This window comes from Kitasatospora sp. NPDC058184 (assembly GCF_042883725.1).
Lineage (GTDB): Bacteria > Actinomycetota > Actinomycetes > Streptomycetales > Streptomycetaceae > Kitasatospora.
In genome coordinates this window covers 335,650-351,776 of sequence record NZ_JBHVVE010000008.1, presented here as the reverse complement: position 1 = coordinate 351,776, position 16,127 = coordinate 335,650, and the positions used below count along the sequence as shown (strand labels likewise).

13 protein-coding genes and 1 pseudogene are annotated in these 16,127 nt (G+C 72.4%); 12 read left to right on the top strand and 2 right to left on the bottom strand.

The window, feature by feature from the left end; all coding sequences use genetic code 11:
- Window positions 1–3 precede the first annotated feature (3 nt).
- Window positions 4–408, bottom strand: a complete 405-nt coding sequence (locus ACFVXH_RS18400; RefSeq protein ID WP_387824869.1) for an NUDIX domain-containing protein — start codon at window positions 406–408, stop codon at window positions 4–6.
- A 204-nt stretch (window positions 409–612) separates the two neighbouring features.
- On the opposite strand from ACFVXH_RS18400, the gene ACFVXH_RS18395 reads away from it, so the two are divergent.
- From ACFVXH_RS18395 to ACFVXH_RS18350, 10 genes and pseudogenes are all read left to right on the top strand, one after another.
- Entirely contained in the window at window positions 613–1,449 is an 837-nt protein-coding gene (locus ACFVXH_RS18395; protein WP_387824866.1) for a TauD/TfdA family dioxygenase, read from the top strand.
- A 64-nt stretch (window positions 1,450–1,513) separates the two neighbouring features.
- Window positions 1,514–1,684 carry an FxLD family lanthipeptide gene (locus ACFVXH_RS18390; protein WP_387824863.1) on the top strand — a complete coding sequence of 57 codons (171 nt, stop codon included), beginning with the start codon at window positions 1,514–1,516 and terminating at the stop codon, window positions 1,682–1,684.
- 243 nt (window positions 1,685–1,927) lie between these two features.
- A complete protein-coding gene (locus ACFVXH_RS18385; protein WP_387824860.1) occupies window positions 1,928–2,884 on the top strand; it encodes a lantibiotic dehydratase family protein in 957 nt (318 codons plus the stop codon).
- Window positions 2,885–3,099: 215 nt separating this feature from the next.
- On the top strand, window positions 3,100–4,314 hold the full coding sequence (locus tag ACFVXH_RS18380; protein WP_387824857.1) for an IS110 family transposase: 1,215 nt from the start codon (window positions 3,100–3,102) through the stop codon (window positions 4,312–4,314).
- A 28-nt stretch (window positions 4,315–4,342) separates the two neighbouring features.
- Window positions 4,343–5,236, top strand: a pseudogene (locus ACFVXH_RS18375) (lantibiotic dehydratase family protein); the annotation flags it as partial.
- Window positions 5,237–5,341: 105 nt separating this feature from the next.
- On the top strand, window positions 5,342–6,244 hold the full coding sequence (locus ACFVXH_RS18370) for a thiopeptide-type bacteriocin biosynthesis protein (protein WP_387824988.1): 903 nt from the start codon (window positions 5,342–5,344) through the stop codon (window positions 6,242–6,244).
- Entirely contained in the window at window positions 6,241–7,500 is a 1,260-nt protein-coding gene (locus ACFVXH_RS18365; RefSeq protein ID WP_387824854.1) for a lanthionine synthetase C family protein, read from the top strand. Before ACFVXH_RS18370 ends, ACFVXH_RS18365 begins: the two co-directional genes overlap by 4 nt.
- 15 nt (window positions 7,501–7,515) lie before the next feature.
- Entirely contained in the window at window positions 7,516–9,594 is a 2,079-nt protein-coding gene (fxlM, locus tag ACFVXH_RS18360) for a methyltransferase, FxLD system (RefSeq protein ID WP_387824851.1), read from the top strand.
- Between the two features lie 5 nt (window positions 9,595–9,599).
- A complete protein-coding gene (locus ACFVXH_RS18355; protein ID WP_387824848.1) occupies window positions 9,600–10,739 on the top strand; it encodes a hypothetical protein in 1,140 nt (379 codons plus the stop codon).
- A gap of 544 nt (window positions 10,740–11,283) precedes the next feature.
- Window positions 11,284–11,862, top strand: coding sequence for a hypothetical protein (locus ACFVXH_RS18350; protein WP_387824846.1), 579 nt, complete (start codon window positions 11,284–11,286; stop codon window positions 11,860–11,862).
- Between the two features lie 199 nt (window positions 11,863–12,061).
- Here ACFVXH_RS18350 and ACFVXH_RS18345 read toward each other — a convergent pair whose 3' ends face one another.
- Complete coding sequence (locus tag ACFVXH_RS18345; protein ID WP_387824843.1) at window positions 12,062–12,496, bottom strand: winged helix-turn-helix transcriptional regulator; 435 nt, start codon at window positions 12,494–12,496, stop codon at window positions 12,062–12,064.
- 125 nt (window positions 12,497–12,621) lie between these two features.
- Between ACFVXH_RS18345 and ACFVXH_RS18340 the strand changes: the two genes are divergently transcribed.
- Window positions 12,622–14,106, top strand: coding sequence for an MFS transporter (locus ACFVXH_RS18340; RefSeq protein WP_387824840.1), 1,485 nt, complete (start codon window positions 12,622–12,624; stop codon window positions 14,104–14,106).
- Between the two features lie 371 nt (window positions 14,107–14,477).
- Complete coding sequence (locus tag ACFVXH_RS18335) at window positions 14,478–16,127, top strand: ABC transporter substrate-binding protein (RefSeq protein ID WP_074003433.1); 1,650 nt, start codon at window positions 14,478–14,480, stop codon at window positions 16,125–16,127.

The following is a 16,127-nucleotide window of genomic DNA, read 5'->3' as shown; positions in this document are numbered from 1 at the left end:
GGGTCAGGCCTGGTCGTGCAGTTCGTACCAGCGGGTGATGGAGTCCTTGTAGCCCTGCGGCATGACCAGGCCGGACACGTCGTCTCGGTGGAAAAGGCCGGCTTCCTTGTGCTCGTGGCTGACGACCGGGGGTCGGTGTGCGTCGGTGGCGGTGCACCCGTAGGTGACGATGAAGACCTTGCGGCCGGGGATCGGCTCGTACATCCACACGTCGAGCAGCGGGCCGGCGGCCGCCGTCCAGCCGCTCTCCTCCTGGATCTCCGTGACCACCCGCTGCTCGGGCGTCTCCGTCCCCTCCAACTTCCCGCCTGGCAGCTCCCACTCCTGGCGCTCGTTCTTCAGCAGCAGTACCCGTTGCCGCGGGTCGAGCACGACGCCCTTGACGGAGATCGGGAACGTCGTTGGCACGTAAGGCTGTTCGGTCTGTCCTGGCATCGCTTCTTCCGGGGCGCTCAGGTGGTCACGGGCCCGTCGAAGGTAGCAGTCGCGCGGCTGGGCGGTGCCCCGCCGCCCGGTGATCCCGCTTTGACAATCTGTCACTTCCCATCCGGGCGATGGGGCGTGAAGAGTGTGTCGCCTCCCACCCACTCGGTCCCACGAGGGAGATCCACCATGCCGTCTTCCGACACCAACGGCACCAACGGCGAGGAGTTCACCGCACGCCTGCTGGACGGAGCAGCCCGCGAGCGCGCCGGAGCACTGCTGCGCGAGCACGGGATGCTGCGGCTCGCCAGGCTGGGCGGGCGCGACGACGTGCTCCTCGCCGCCGGCCGGGTGATGTCCTCGCTGTGGAAGCACCGGGATGCCGACCCGGACGGGTTGACCGTCATCCGCGACACCGGGCGCCACGACGGACGACCGGGATTCGCCGGCCTCGGGCGTGGTGCCCTGGCCCTGCACACCGAGTGCGCGCAGCACCCGGATCCGCCCCGACTGCTTCTCCTGGCGTGCGCGCGGGCCGGTGCCGTCGGCGGCGAGAGCCTGCTGGTGGACGGCCAGGCCGTCCTGGCCGAGCTGGCCGCGTACCGCCCGGCCGTCATCGAGGTGCTCTCCACGGAACGATCCGCCTACTTCGGGGGATCAAACGGTCTGTTCGCCCCGGTTCTTCAGCAACTGCCCGGCAGCCGCTGGCGGTTGCGGCTGAGGCAGGACGACCTCGCCCGCTTCTCACCCGACGCCGAGGCGCACCTGCCCGCCCTGCGCCAGGCCATCGACCGGAACACCCGCCGGCTGCGCCTCACCCCCGGACAGGGCGTCGTGCTGGACAACCACCGCCTGCTGCACGGCCGCACCGCCTTCACGGGCGAGCGGCTGATACTGCGCGCACTGGGCGAACCGCACCCCGCGCTCGGCCTCCGGTCGGGCTTCCCCGCGCCATGGTCCATCGCAGGCCGCGCGGCTCAGCCGGCCCTCGACACCCGACACTGCCACCCCACCATCTCCTGGTGACGCGGGGCGCGTCCCGCGCCCCGGCTCCAGGTCCCACAAGGGAAACCCTCAAGGAGGAGCCATCATGGCTCAGAAGATCACGGCCGATTCCAGGGCCGCCGCGCCCGACGCCGTCGGCGACGAGTTCGACCTCGACGTCCGCACCGTCGAGACCACCGACACGGCCAGCCTGCAGGTCCTCACCGACGACGGCTGCGGCAGCACCTGCGGCGCCTGCACCACCGGCCTGCACTGACCCGACCGGCCGGTGCCCTGGGCGACGACGTCCCCGGGCACCGGCCGCCACCGCCATCTCATCCTGTCTCCGACTGCGAGGTTCGCGGCCATGCGCCCTCCCACTTCCTCGGTTCCCTACCGCGCCGCCGGCGTGGCGCTCGTGCGCGCCGTCGCCCGCCCCGATCTGCGGGTTCCCGCGTGGCCGGACCTTGACGGCGACGGCCCCTCGGCAACGGGCCGCCGCACGCGATGGTTGCGCGCGGTGTGGGCGGACCAGCAACTCGCCCAGGCCCTCGCAGTGGCCAGCCCGGTCCTCGCCCGTCGCGTCGCCCAGCTGACCGCCACCCCGTCGCCCGAGCCACGGGACGTACGGCGTGCCGCTCTCTCCACCGCCCGCTATCTGGCTCGCGCAACCGGCCGTCCCACCCCGTTCGGCTACTTCGCCGGCGTGCAGGCAGCGTCGTTCGGCCCGACCTGCGAACTGCGTTGGGGCCACGAGCACCACGTGGTCACCCGCCCCTCGGCCGCCCGGCTCGCCCGGGCGATCGGGCAGCTCGAGCGCTGTCCCACCCTGCTGGCCCGTCTGGACGTGACGGCGAACTCCACCGTCCAGGTACGCGGTGATCGTCTCGTCGTCCCCCACCGGCCGCTCGACCGCCCGGACGGCGGCACGGCTGCGGCCGAGACGACCCTGCGCCACACCCGTCCCCTCTCCTTCGCCCTCGCCGCCGCCCGCCGACCGATTCGCTTCCAGGAGCTGGCCGACAAGGTCCAGGCCGAGTTCCCCACCACGACCGTCGAGCAGATCACCGGCCTCCTGTCCGAACTCGTCGCCCAGCAAGTGCTCATCACGAACCTTCACAGGCCGGCGACCGACACCGACCCGGCCTGTCGTCTCCTGGTCACCCTGGAGAACGCAGGCGCCGACGAGGTCGCCGAAGCGGCCGAGCCCCTGGCGGACCTACGCGCCGCTGCTGCCCCTGGGCACGGCATTCTCTCGTCGGCCGTGGACTTGCGGCTGGACGCCGACCTCGTCCTCCCGCGCGCCGTGGCCGACGAGGCCGCACGCGCAGCCCACCTGCTCGCCCGACTCAGCCCCGCTCCCAACGGCACCGCGGCCTGGCGGGCCTACCACCAGCGGTTCTACGAGCGCTACGGCCGCGGCACGCTGGTTCCGCTGCTCGACGTGGTGGCGGACAGCGGGATCGGCTGGCATTGATGCTGGTACTCAGGTTCCGGTGGTCGTGGCTCGGCCACTGACTGACGCCTTGCTGGGCTGTCCTCGAGTTGTTCTGTCCGGCCACCGGAACCTGTTCCTATGGCTCCGGCCGGGCGGAACATGACCTGATAGGAGCTTGGTCCAGAAGCCCCTTCAATGTCCTGTCTGCTCCACCCGGCCGGCGCCGACCTCCGGCTAGGGAAGGCACCATCAGCATGACATCAGCGGTCAGACCGGACACAGCGGACCAGGAGGTGTTCGGCGGGGTCGACTCCCACGCCGACACAATCCACGTCGCCGTCATCAGCGACAACGGCGGCCACCTCGCGGATGCCGGGTTCGCCACCACCACAGCCGGATACGCCGCCGCCCTGGCCTTCCTGAACGCCCACGGCCACGTGACCGCGATCGGCGTCGAAGGCACGTCCTCCTACGGGGCCGGCTTCACCCGCGAAGCCCGCGCGTGCGGGCACCGGGTCGTCGAGGTCAACCGGCCCGACCGGGCCGAACGCCGCCGCATCGGCAAGTCCGACCCCATCGACGCCTACGCCGCCGCCCGCGCCGCCCTGTCCGGCCGCGCCTCCAGCGTGCCCAAGGACGACACCGTCGCCGGCATACGCGCCCTGCACAACGCCGCCCGCTCCGCCGTCAAGGCCCGCACCGCCGCCCTCAACCAGATCGGACAGCTCCTCATCACCGCACCCGAGGCGATCCGCGCCAGGTACGGGCGACTCAAGACGGCCGAGCGCACCGACGCCCTGGCCCGACTGCGACCGGCCGGGGACGCCGTCCACACCGCGGTCCTGACCGCGCTCAAGAGCCTCGCCCGGCGCGTCAAGGAGCTCACCGCCGAACACGAGGCCCTCACCAGAGCCCTCGACACCGAGGTCACCGCCCACAACCCCGGCCTGCGCGCCGCCTACGGCGTCGGCCCCGACACCGCCGCCCAACTGCTGGTCACCGCCGGAGGCAACCCCGAACGCCTGCGCACCGAGGCCGCGTTCGCCGCCCTATGCGGAGCCGCACCCGTCCCCGCCTCCAGCGGCCGCACCAACCGCCACCGCCTCTCCCGCGGCGGTGACCGCGCCGCCAACGCGGCCCTCTACCGCATCGCCCTGGTCCGCATGTCCAGTGATACCCGCACCCGTGAGTACGTGGTCCGGCAGACCGCCGCCGGCCGGACGAAGAAGGAGATCATCCGGCTCCTGAAACGTGCCGTCGCCCGGGAGATGTTCCGCTGCCTCACCACGAACGTCGCCGTCCCCGAAATCGCCGACCTGCGACCCGCCCGCCAGGCCAAGAACATCACCCTCACCGCCGTCGCCAACCACTTCGGCGTCTGGCCCGCCACCATCTCCACCCTCGAACGCGGCCTCCGCCGAGACGACGACCTCGCCAACGCCTACCGCGACTGGCTCACCACCGCTTGACAGCCAATAGGAGCATCCCGACGGCTACCCCGGCGCCCGGCCCGCTGAGAAGCCGCGCTTCGACAAGCGCGACGAGGCCCTGGCCTCCCTCGCCCAACGGGCCGCTCTCGACAATGCTCGCGAGACTGTCCTCGACGAGGCACTGCTGGCTACTCTCGACCGGGGCCCGGACGCACCCCGCCTGCCTCCGCACCTGGAGATCGTCGCCCGCGTCCACGCCCTCAGCCAGGAAGCGGTCGAGAAGGGCGAGTTCCGGCTGGAGGTGGTCTCGGCGTCCCGGGCCGCCGGCGTCTCGGTCGGCCGCTTCCTCCACTTCCTCGAACCCGGGCACCGGGCGGTGTTCACCGATCTGCTGAGGAACCTGCCGACGCTGGACGAGCACGCCGTCACCGCGCAGCTCTCGTTCCGGCCGCTGGACGCGGCGACCGGACACGTCGCCCGCAGCGTGGCGACCGGCCAGCTGGTGATCAGTCTCGCCGAGCACCGCCGCGCTGCCGACGGCGTCCTCTGCCCCGAAGACCTGGCGGTGGGCTGCGACGGACGGCGCATGTACCTGACAGCACCGGAGCTCGGTGTGCGAATCGAGGCCGCCCCCACCCACGCCCTCAACCTTCACCAGCACACCCCGCCGCTCGCCCGGCTGATCACCGAACTGTCCCGCGCCCAGACGGCGCAGGTCACCCGGTTCGACTGGGGCGCTCTCCACGCGCTACCGTTCCGGCCCCGATTGCGGCACCGGCGCGTCATCCTCTCCCCCGCTGCCTGGCGGCTCACCGCCGCCGAACTCCCCGCCGACGACGTCCCGCAGCGACTGTGGGACGGAGCCCTCGCCTCGTGGGCGGAGCTGCGTCGCGTCCCGCGGCACGTGCTGCTGGCCGCCGACAGCCAGGGCCTGCCCCTTGACCTCGACCGCCCCGGCCACCGCGTCCTGCTGCGTGACCGCCTGCGCTCCGTCCGGCACGCGGTCCTCGTCGAGGAACCCGACCCGGCCGACCTCGGCTGGGCCGGCGGACGGGCTCACGAGATCGTGGTCCCCGTCACCGCCACCCACGCCCCGGCCTGGCCGTGCCTGCCCAAGCCCACCCCTGCCCGCGTCCTGAAGCGGGGCCACGGCGACGCCCCCGGCACCTCCCGCGTGCTCCTCGCCTCCCTCTACGGCGACCTGGAACGCCAGAACACCGTCCTCGCCCGGCACCTGCCCGACCTCCTGAAGCGACTCGGGCACCCGGAGTGGTGGTTCGTGCGCTTCCGTGACCCGCGCCAGCACCTGCGGTTGCGCGTCGCCCTGCCCGACCCAAGCGACTTCGGCTCCAGCGCCAGCGTGATCAGCACCTGGACCGCCGAACTCCACCAGGCCGGGCTGCTGTCCGAGGTCGTGTACCCGACCTCGTACACGGAGACCGGACGCTGGGGCGAGGGCCCGGCATGGGCCGCGGCGGAAGAGGTGTTCCGCGCCGACTCCGCCGCCGTCCTCGCCCAACTGTCCCAGCCCGCACGGCCCGGTCGGCAGGCGCTGCTCGCCGCCCACACGGTCGCCGTGGCCACCGGGTTCACCGGTTCCGCCGCCGCCGGGCTGCGCTGGCTCGTCGACAACGTCCCCGCCCAGGCGCCGGCCCCCGTGCCCAGGCCGGTCTTCCGTGAAGCCGTGCGCCTGGCCGACCCGGCCCACGACTGGGCTGCGCTACGCACGGCGCCCGGCGGGGCCGCGATCGTGGATGCCTGGTCCGTACGCCACCGGGCGCTCGACTCCTACCGCTGCTTCTTCCCCGGCTCGCACACCGAAGGCGTGCAGGCAGACGACGTGCTCGGCTCCCTGCTGCACTGCAGCTTCGTCCGCGCGCACCGCATCGACTTCGACGACGAGGCCCAGGTCCTCTACCTGGCCCGCGCCGCCGCCCTCGCCCGCCTGTCGCGGGACGGTGACCGGTGACCATCCCTCACCCTTCTCTGCGGTTGTCCGACCGGATCGCCGAACTCCTCGCCGACCCCGAGGCCGTAGCGTCCGCCTGGTCGTCCCGCCCGCAGTGGCGCCAGTCCCTCGCCCACGGCGCCCCCGGCGTCGCCCTGCTCCACATCGAACGCGCCGCCACCGGCCGGGGCCCGTGGGAACCGGTACGCGCCTGGCTCGCGGTCGCCGCCGACGCTCCGGTCACGAGCGGAGCTGACAGCTACCTGTACTACGGTGCTCCCGCACTCGCGCACACCCTCGCCTGCGCTGCCCAGGCCCGCCCCTGCTCCTACCAGCGCGCCCTCGCCCACCTCGACCAGGCTGTGGCGGCCGATGCCACCAGGCGCTGCGACGAAGCCCTCACCCGGCTCGATCGCGGCGACTTGCCGGCGCTGGCCGAGTTCGACGCGATCCGCGGACTGGCCGGCATCGGCGCCGTCCTCCTACACCGTACCCCCGACGGCGAGACCGTCCGGCGGGTCCTCAGCTGCCTGGTCCGCCTGACCGATGACGTGGAGCACGACGGCAGGTTGCTGCCCGGCTGGTGGGCCCCGCACGGCCCCTCCGGCAGGCCCGACGAGCGGTTCCCTGGAGGGCACGCCAACAACGGCCTCGCACACGGCATCGCGGGTCCCCTCGCCCTGCTCGCCCTGGCTCTACGCCGCGGTGTGCAGGTCGACGGCCAGCGCCAGGCGATCGGCACGATCACCGCCTGGCTGGAGCGCTGGCGCGACGGCCACGCCTGGCCGTACTGGATCACCCGCGGCCAGCTGGACGCCGTCGCCCGCGGCCCGTTGCCCCCGCAGCGCCCGAGCTGGTGCTACGGCACCGCCGGCCTCGCCCGCGTCCAGCAGCTCGCCGCCCTCGCCCTCGGCGACCAACGCCTGCGCCACCAGGCCGAAACCGACCTCGCCAGCGCGCTCGCGGACCCGAAGGCGCTCGCCGCGACCACCGACCTGTCCGTCTGCCACGGCTACGCCGGTCTCGCCCACATCGCGCACCGCGCTGCCGACGACGCCCTCCCACACAACGCAGTCCGGCTGCGCTCGGCCGCCGCCCTGCTCCTCGACACCGCCCACCCGCCCCGTACCGACCCCGACACGCAGGCACGCCGGCTCCTGGCGACGGCGGGCCCCGCCTTCCTCGCAGGCGCGGCCGGCACGGCCCTCGCCCTGCTCGCCCCCGCCACCGGCGCCGCGCCTGCGACCCGCTGGGACGCCTGTCTCCTGACCGCCTGACCAAGGACCGTTTCGATGACCACCGGCTGGATCCAGCACGACCTCACCTTCGCCGACCCCGCCACCGTCGAACAGATCACCGCCCACCGCCTGGCCCCCGTCCTCGCCTACGGCCAGAACTCCGGCGCGCTGAACGGCTGGTGGTACATGCGCAAAAAGGGGCTGCGACTGCGCTACCGCGCCGCCGACCCCGCCCTCGTCATCACCGCGCTCCTCGACGTGCTCGCCGAGGAGGGACTCCTCACGGGCTGGGCCACCGTGATCTACGAACCGGAAACCGAGGCGTTCGGCGGCCCCGACGCCATGGAGATCGCCCACCGGCTCTTCCACACCGACAGCCGGCACCTGATGGCCCGTACCGCCGAGCCCGACCCGCCCGCACTCGGCCGGACCGAGACCTTAGTCGTGCTCGTCTCCGCCATGCTCCGCTCCGCCGGCCTCGACTGGTATGAACAGGGTGACGTCTGGGCAAAGTTCGCCGCCGAACGCCCCGCGCCTCCACCCCTCGCACCCGAACGGGCCGCCGCCCTGACCACCAGGATGCGCCGCCTCATGACCCTCGACACCCGCCGCCTCACCCGCCCCGGTGAACCGCTCGCCGGACACACCGACTGGGTCGACGCCTTCGAGGAGACCGGACAGGACCTCCTCCGCCTGGCCCGCGACGGCCATCTCACCCGCGGACTGCGCGCCGTCCTCGCCCACCTGATGATCTTCCACGCAAACCGCGCCGGCCTGCCGGTCGAGCACCAATCCGCCACTGCTACACGCGCGTTGGACGCTGTCTTCCATTCCGGCGAGGGTCTCGTGCCCTCGCAGACCACCATCCGCACAACCACTAGGGTCGCCCACGTGACTACTCTCAGCAACAACATTGCCACCCCCGTCGAGCAGCTGCGCGACGACCTCACCGACCGCCTGCTCGATCAAGGCGCCATCCGCACCGAGGCGGTCGAGACCGCCTTCCGCACTGTCGCCCGCGAGCGCTTCCTGCCTGGCCTCCCCCTGGAGGCCGCCTACGCCGACAACCCCACCTACACCAAGACCGACGGGTCCGGCACCCAGGTCAGCGCCGCCTCCCAGCCCGCGATCGTCGCCCTGATGCTGGAGCAGCTCGGCGCCCGGCGCGGCGAGCGCGTCTTCGAGGCCGGGGCCGGGACCGGCGTCAACGCCGCCTACCTGGCCACCATCGTCGGCCCCGACGGACACGTGGTCGCCGTCGACGTGGACGACGACCTCGTCGACGGCGCCCGCAAGCACCTCGCGGACGCCGGGATCACCAACGCCGACGTGGTCCTCGGCGACGGCGCGCTCGGTCACCCCGACGGCGCCCCGTTCGACCGCATCATCGCCACGGTGAGCAGCAACGAGATGCCCACCGCCTGGCTCCGGCAGGTCAAGCCCACCGGGCGGATCGTCCTGCCGCTGCGCCTGCGCGGCACCGCCTCGCGCACCATCGCCTTCGAGCGCGGAGAGAACGGCTGGGTGTCGGTCGACGACCAGCTCGCCGTCTTCATGCCGCTGCGCGGCAGCATGGACGACGCCCGCCGCACCGTCGCCCTGACCCACCAGGGCGACGTCACCCTCCAGGTCCACAAGGACCAGAGCGACGCGGTCCACGCCGACCTGCTGCTCGGCGTCCTCGACACCGAGCGCCACGACGTCTGGACCGGCGTCACCATCCCGGCCGGCACCACCTACGAGTACCAGGACCTGTGGCTCGCCCTCACCCTCCCCAACTCCCTGATGCGGATGGGCGTCACCGGCAACGCCCGCGAGCGCGGCGTGAACCCGATGTTCGGCTGGGGCGCCATGGCCACCGTGGACGCCGCCTCCCTCGCCTACCTCACCCTGCGCCCCGGCCCACCCGACACCGACGGCCGCAAGACCTACGAGACCGGCGTCATCGGCCACGGCCCGACGGGCGCCGCCCTCGCCGACCTCGTCACCGACCAGATCCGCACCTGGAACACCGGCTACCGCAGCCGCAGGCCGCGCTTCGAACTCCCCGACACCCCCGCCACCGCGGACCCGGCCGCCGGCCGCTTCGTCATGGACCGCCCCCACCACCCGATCACCGTCATCTGGGAGTAGCCCGCATGCACCCGACCGGACCGATCGCCCAGCGCTTCCCGCTGGTCGCCCGCCACCGGCCCGCGTGCCTGCCCCTGACCGCCCGTGTCGACCGGCTCTGCGAGCTGGCCGACACGGCCTCCCGGCAGAACGACCCGGGCCTCGCCTCCACCGTCTTCAACCAGGCGGCCCTCCTCGCCTCCGACCTCGCCCTGCCCGGCTACGCCCGCGAGCTCTGCCACCGCCACGCCGCCCTCCACCTCACCCACGGCCTGCTCCCCGCGACCAGCGCCATCCACGGCCTCGAACCCGTCGTCAACCTCGCCCGCCTCCACATCCGCGCCGGCCACCACCAGCACGGCCACCAGCTCCTCCTCGACCTCTACCACGCCGTCACCACCGCCACCGAGACCACCCTCGACGGCATCACCATCCCCGCTCGCCTCACCGAGACCGACCAACAGCGCCACGAAGTCCGCCGGTGGCTGTGGCGCGTCCTCATCGCCGACGGCACCCGCGCCCTCACCACCGCCGGCCGCTGGACGGCCGCCCTGCGCCACATCGAGCAGCACCGCGGCATCGGCCGGCGCATCCTCGACGGCCGCCAGGTCGCCGTCCTCGCCCGCATCACCGCCGACAACCTTCCCGGCGCCCTCGCCCTGCTGGCCGACACCGTGCCGGGCGCGCCCTGGGAGAACGCCGTCACCGCCGTCCTCACCGCCCTGTGCCACCCCGGCGACCGGCCCGCCGCCGAAACCGCGATCGACCACTGCCTCGCCCTCGAACCCGATGAGGGCCTGGCCGTCTTCACCACCCGCCTCGCCCTGACCGCGATCGACACCACCGGCCCGGACACCCCCGCCTCCCGAGACCTGATCGAGCAGCTCTCCCACCGAGCGGGTGAAACGGGCGACGGCTACGCACTGCGCGACCTCCTCGCCCACCCCGGTGTACGCGACCGCCTCGGAACCGGCCGGACGGCCGAACTCGCACAGGCCCTCGCCGCCTGCGCACTCGGCTCCGCCACCCTCCCCGAGCCCCTCCGCGACCAGCTGGAGGCCGCCCTCGCCGACGCCCGGGCGGTGCTCGAAGCCTCCCCGCCGGACCCGGTCCCACCCGCAGGAAACCCGTTCGGACATCACATCCCCAGAACAGCACACAGCTGAAGCAGCCTTCGGAGTTGCCTCAAACGATCGACGGTCTGACCAGGCATGCTGCCGAGTCGATCCCCGCTGACGCCTGATCGTCCCTCCAGAAGGGATGATCAGGCGTGGTGTGTCAGCGCAAGGCGGCCCTGGCCGGGTCGGCTCATCTGAAACTCCTCTCCGGCGTGACAATCGAAGCGAGGATGCACAACCGACAGGCCCAGCAGAAGGCTTGTGGGCTTCATGACGAGACGGTTGAGGACCGGGAACGGCTGATCCGCCGCGCCCCGGACCGCACCCGACCGGCCGGATCCGCGGGGCCGGCCCCGCCGCGGTAGGTGTAGGAGACATACTCGGCGACGCCCTCCCGTACGCGAACCGGCCTCGGTCGTCGCGTGGCTGGAGGTTCTCATGGAACGGACGGTTTGGTCCGGAGCCTCGGGCGCACGACGAAGACCCATTCCGGCACCCGGCACCTCCTACTCCAGGGCCTCCTAAGTACATTTCATACATTGGGAGTTGATGCTACTTTCCATGTACCGATGCAACTCAGGGAGGGGTTGAAGTGAAGGTCACGTTCATCCAGGTGGAGGGCACGGCAGAAGAGCTGGACGCGTCCGACGTGGGAAGGCAGCTCATCGCCGCGATGGGAGTGGGCCCGACGCCCGCCAGCCGTCCAAGCGCAGGGGAGGACGCGCCGGTAGGGGGCAGCCGGCAGTCGCTGCCGATTCCCGGCCTCGCGGCCGAGGGCCAGGCGGAGGTGAGGAAGATGCTGACCCGGAACCCCGCCGCGGAGCAGTTCGTCTCGTTCCTCGAGGAGACGACGTCGTGGCCCAACGCCGCGCTGCACGGGGTCAAGCGGAAGACCCACCAGGAGGGAGAACCCCTCGACTACAGCGACTACCTGCGCCTGCGACGGCAGGGAAGCCAGCTCGGCGGGTTCGCGTACGTCTACGCCGACACCGGCGTGGTCAACCTGCGGCTCAACTACGACAGCGACGCCGCGACCCTTCACGGCATCGCACCGGACGCCTATCTCGTCCCCAAGGGCCACCGGGCCTACCGGGTGAGCGTGCAGATCACGGACGAGGACACGCTCCGCCAGGCACTCGAGCTCGCCGAGATGGCCTACAAGCTGACGTAGCCCGGGATCGTGGCGGTCAGGCCGAGCCCTGCTTGCCACCAACGTCCTTGCTCCATCCGGCAGTTCTTCGGGCGCCGCCGCGCCGAACGGCTGGGGTCAGGACCCGGCCGGCGATCTCCTGCCGGTCGACGTGCAGTACCCGGGCGAGCCCGTCGAGCGTGATGACGGGCTCGCCCTTCGCGTAGCGGAGGGCCGGGCCTCAGAGGTCTCCGGTGCCCGCCGCCAGCTGCTCCCGGTCGTAGGAGTCGCGTGAGAGGGCGATGGCGTCGCGGTGGCGTTCCGCCCAGGCGGTGAGGCCCTTGAGGGAGGCGTAGAGTTCGGCGGCCATCTCGGTGCCGCGGTACTCCACCTTGGGCGGCACGGTCGCGTAGACGGTGCGTTCGATCAGTCCGTCGCGTTCGAGGTTCCGCAGTGTCAGGGTGAGCATGCGGCGGCTGATTCCGGGTACGGACCGTTCGAGTTCGGTGAAGCGGACCGGGCCGTGGCTGAGGTTGAGCAGGATGCCGATCGCCCACTTGCCGCTGATCCGGTTGAGCGCCTCCAGGACGGTGCACGCCTCGCGGGCGGGGGCCGGGTCGTCGAGGCCGCCGGTCTCGTCGATGTCCTCGATCACATCATTGTTCCCCAGGAACATGAAAGTGCCTCCTTACGGTGGACTTGATGGTCACACATGATGGTCGCTGTAACAAGAAGTGCCCTCAGGGAGCGCGGGCGCCACCGGGCGCCCCTCCCGGGCCATTCCCCCGAAGGACTGCTCCGATGACCACGCAAGCCCCGCCGTCCCTCCAGCCTTCCAGGTCACGCTGGTTGGCACTGGGGCTCCTCTGCACCGGCAACCTGATGATCATCCTCGACGGTTCGATCGTGACCGTCGCCCTCCCGACCATCCAGACCGACCTCGGCTTCACCCAGTCCGGCCTGGCCTGGGTGGTCAACGCCTACCTCATCGCCTTCGCCGGGCTGCTGCTGCTCTCCGGCCGGCTGGGCGACCTGCTGGGCGGCAAGCGCGTCTTCAGCGCGGGCCTGGGCCTGTTCACGGTGGCCTCGCTGGCCTGCGGCCTGTCCTCCTCCTCGACGGCGCTGGTGGTGTTCCGGTTCGTCCAGGGGGTCGGCGGGGCGCTCGCCTCGGCCGTCGTCCTGGGCATGATCATCACCCTGTTCCCCGACGCCGGCGAGCGCGCCAAGGCACTGGCGGCGTACGCGTTCGTCTCCGCGGCCGGCGCCTCGCTGGGCCTGATCCTGGGCGGCGTGCTGACGCAGAGCTTCAGCTGGCCGTGGGTGTTCTACGTCAACGTGCCGATCGGCCTGGTGGCGCTCGTGCTGACGCAGAGCGTGGTGCCCGGCGGGAAGGGAGCGGGGCTGCGCGAGGGCGCCGACCTGATCGGTTCGGTGCTCGCCACCGGCGGTCTGATGCTGCTGGTCTACACGATCATCAAGGCCGAGGAGTACACCTGGGGCGACGCCCGCACGCTGGGCCTGCTGGCCGGCTCGCTGGTGCTGCTGGCCGGTTTCGTGGTCCGCCAGGCGTACGCGGCCAAGCCGCTGCTGCCGCTGCACATCTTCCGCTCCCGGGCGGTCTCCGGCGCCAACGGCATCATGGTCCTGATGGTCGCCGGCCTGTTCGGCTACCAGTTCTGCACCGCGCTCTACTTCCAGAACGTCCTGGGCTACGACGCGCTGAAGACCGGGCTCGCCTTCCTGCCCGCGCCGGTCACCATCGCGATCGTCTCGCTGGGCTTCGCGGTCAAGCTGAACCAGAAGTTCGGGCCCCGCCGGGTGCTGGTCGTCGGCCTGCTGCTGGTGGCCGCGGCGCTCGCGCTGCTGGCCCGGGTGCCGAGCGACGGAAGCTTCCTCGCCGACATCGTGCCGCCGTTCGTGCTGCTCGGCCTCGGCTTCGGCGCGGCCATGCCGGCGCTGATCGGCCAGGCCATGTCGGTCACCTCGCCCAACGACGCCGGCATCGCCTCCGGCCTGGTGAACACCACCCAGCAGGTCGGCGCCTCGATCGGCACCGCCGTGCTCGCCACGGTGGCCGCCTCCCGCACCGCGACGCTGCTCGGCGAGGGCGACAGCAAGGTGGCGGCGCTCACCGGCGGCTTCCACCTCTCCTACGGGCTCAGCGCCCTGTTCGTGGCGGTCGGCGTCCTGGTGGCCGCCTTCGTCCTGCGCAGCCCCGCGGACGGCGCCGAGAGCGCCCCCGAGTCGGACCTCAAGTCTGCGGACACCCCCGTACCGCACGTTTGACGGTCCCCGTGCGGCCGTTCCGGAGTGCCTCCCGGAACGGCCGCACCACCCCGACGGCGCGTACCGCCGCCGGGGCCGCACCGCACTCGGCACCACGTCGGAGCACCGCGTCGGAGCACCGCGTCGGAACACCGCGTCGGAACACGTCGGCCGAGACACCGGCCGAGCACACCCACGAGGATCCCGCCGCGAAACCCGCGGGCCCCGGGAAAGGGCCCGCTTAGGGGGACGGTCAGGGGGGTCGGATCCGGACGGAGCCAGCAGACTCGTCGCATCGTCCGCGGCCGGGTCCATCAGCGTCTCCCCCGCGGGGTGGGCGGGCCTCACGCCGCCCACCGTTCCCCGCCTCGCGCAGGATCGAGAAAGAACCCATGTACACCAGACGCCGTTTCCTCCGTCTCCCGGTCACCCTGACCGCCGCCGCCGTCATCGGCCCCGCCGTCCTCACGGCCTGCTCCGACTCCTCCGCCCCGCCCTCCGCGAAGAGCGCCGGCGGCGGCACCCTGCGCTACGGCGCCGCCGTCGAACCCGACAGCTGGGACCCGCACGCCGCGTCCACCGCCGTCACCGGGCGGCTGCTGCGCCCGGTGCTGGAGTCGCTGGTCGCGATCGCTCCGGACGGGACCGTCAAGCCGTGGCTGGCCGAGTCGTGGACGGTCTCGCCCGACGGCCTCACCTACACCTTCACCCTGCGCACCGGCGTGACCTTCAGCGACGGCACCCCGTTCGACGCGGCGGCGGTGAAGGCGAACTTCGAGCACGTCACGGCGGCGAAGACGGCGTCCAAGCGGGCGGCCGGCCTGCTCGGCCCGTACAAGGAGACCGAGGTGGTCGACCCGCGCACGGTGGCCGTGCACCTGACGGCCCCCCACGCCTCGTTCCTCAACTCGGCGGGGAGCACCTTCCTCGGCTTCCACTCCCCCGTCGCGCTGCGCGACCACGCGGGCGACCTCTCCTCCGGCGGCGCGTTCGTCGTCGGCACCGGCCCGTTCACCTTCGAGTCGGTGACGCCGGGTCAGCAGGCGGTGTTCAAGCGCCGCTCCGACTACGACTGGGCCCCGCCGACCGCCGCCCACCAGGGGCCGGCGAAGCTGGAGAGCATCGTCGTGCTGCTGCTGAAGGAGGACGCCTCCCGGGTCGGCGCCCTGACGTCCGGTCAGGTCGACGCCGCCGAGCTGATCCCCGCCAACCGGCTGGCCGGCCTGCGCGGCCGCAACGGCGTCGAGGTGGTCCGCAAGGCGGTCCCCGGCGTCCCCTACACCTACTACCTCAACACCGCCCGCGCGCCGTTCGACGACCCGCGCACCCGGCAGGCCGTCCGGCACGCCATCGACTTCGCCGGGATCGTCAAGGGCGTCTTCCAGGGCGAGTACGAGCAGGCCTGGGGGCCGCTGGCGCCCTCCACCCCCGGCGCCGAGCCGTCGTTCGCCAAGCCGGCCTGGGAGTACAGCAAGGAGAAGGCGGAGAAGCTGCTGGACGAGGCCGGCTGGACCGGGCGGGACGCCGACGGCTACCGCACCAGGGACGGCAAGCGCCTCAGCGCCGAGCAGCCGTACGTGCAGACCTTCGTCTCGGCCCAGAACCACACCTTCGACGTGGGCGTGCAGGACGCGCTGAAGCAGGTCGGCATCGAGCTGAAGCTGGTGCCGCTGGACTCCGCGGGCTCCATCGGGCGCACCGGCAAGGGCGACTACGACGTGTTCGCCTTCGCCTGGCAGGGCTCCGACCCGGTCCTGCTGGGCAGCCTCTACCACTCCAAGTCCCAGTTCGGGGGCGGCGGGGCGAACGGCAGCCGGGTCAAGGACGCCGAGATCGACGGCTGGCTGGACGAGGCCGAGGCGACCGTGGACGCCGAGCGGCGCGCCGAGCTGTACCGCAAGGTCCAGCGGAAGATCGTCGAGCAGGCGTACTCCTTCCCGGCCTACATCGCCACCATGGACGTCGCCCGGCACGGCAAGGTGAACGGGCTGGTCCTGGACGTCGACGCCAACACCGACTTCTACGGCATCGGGGTGGCCTGA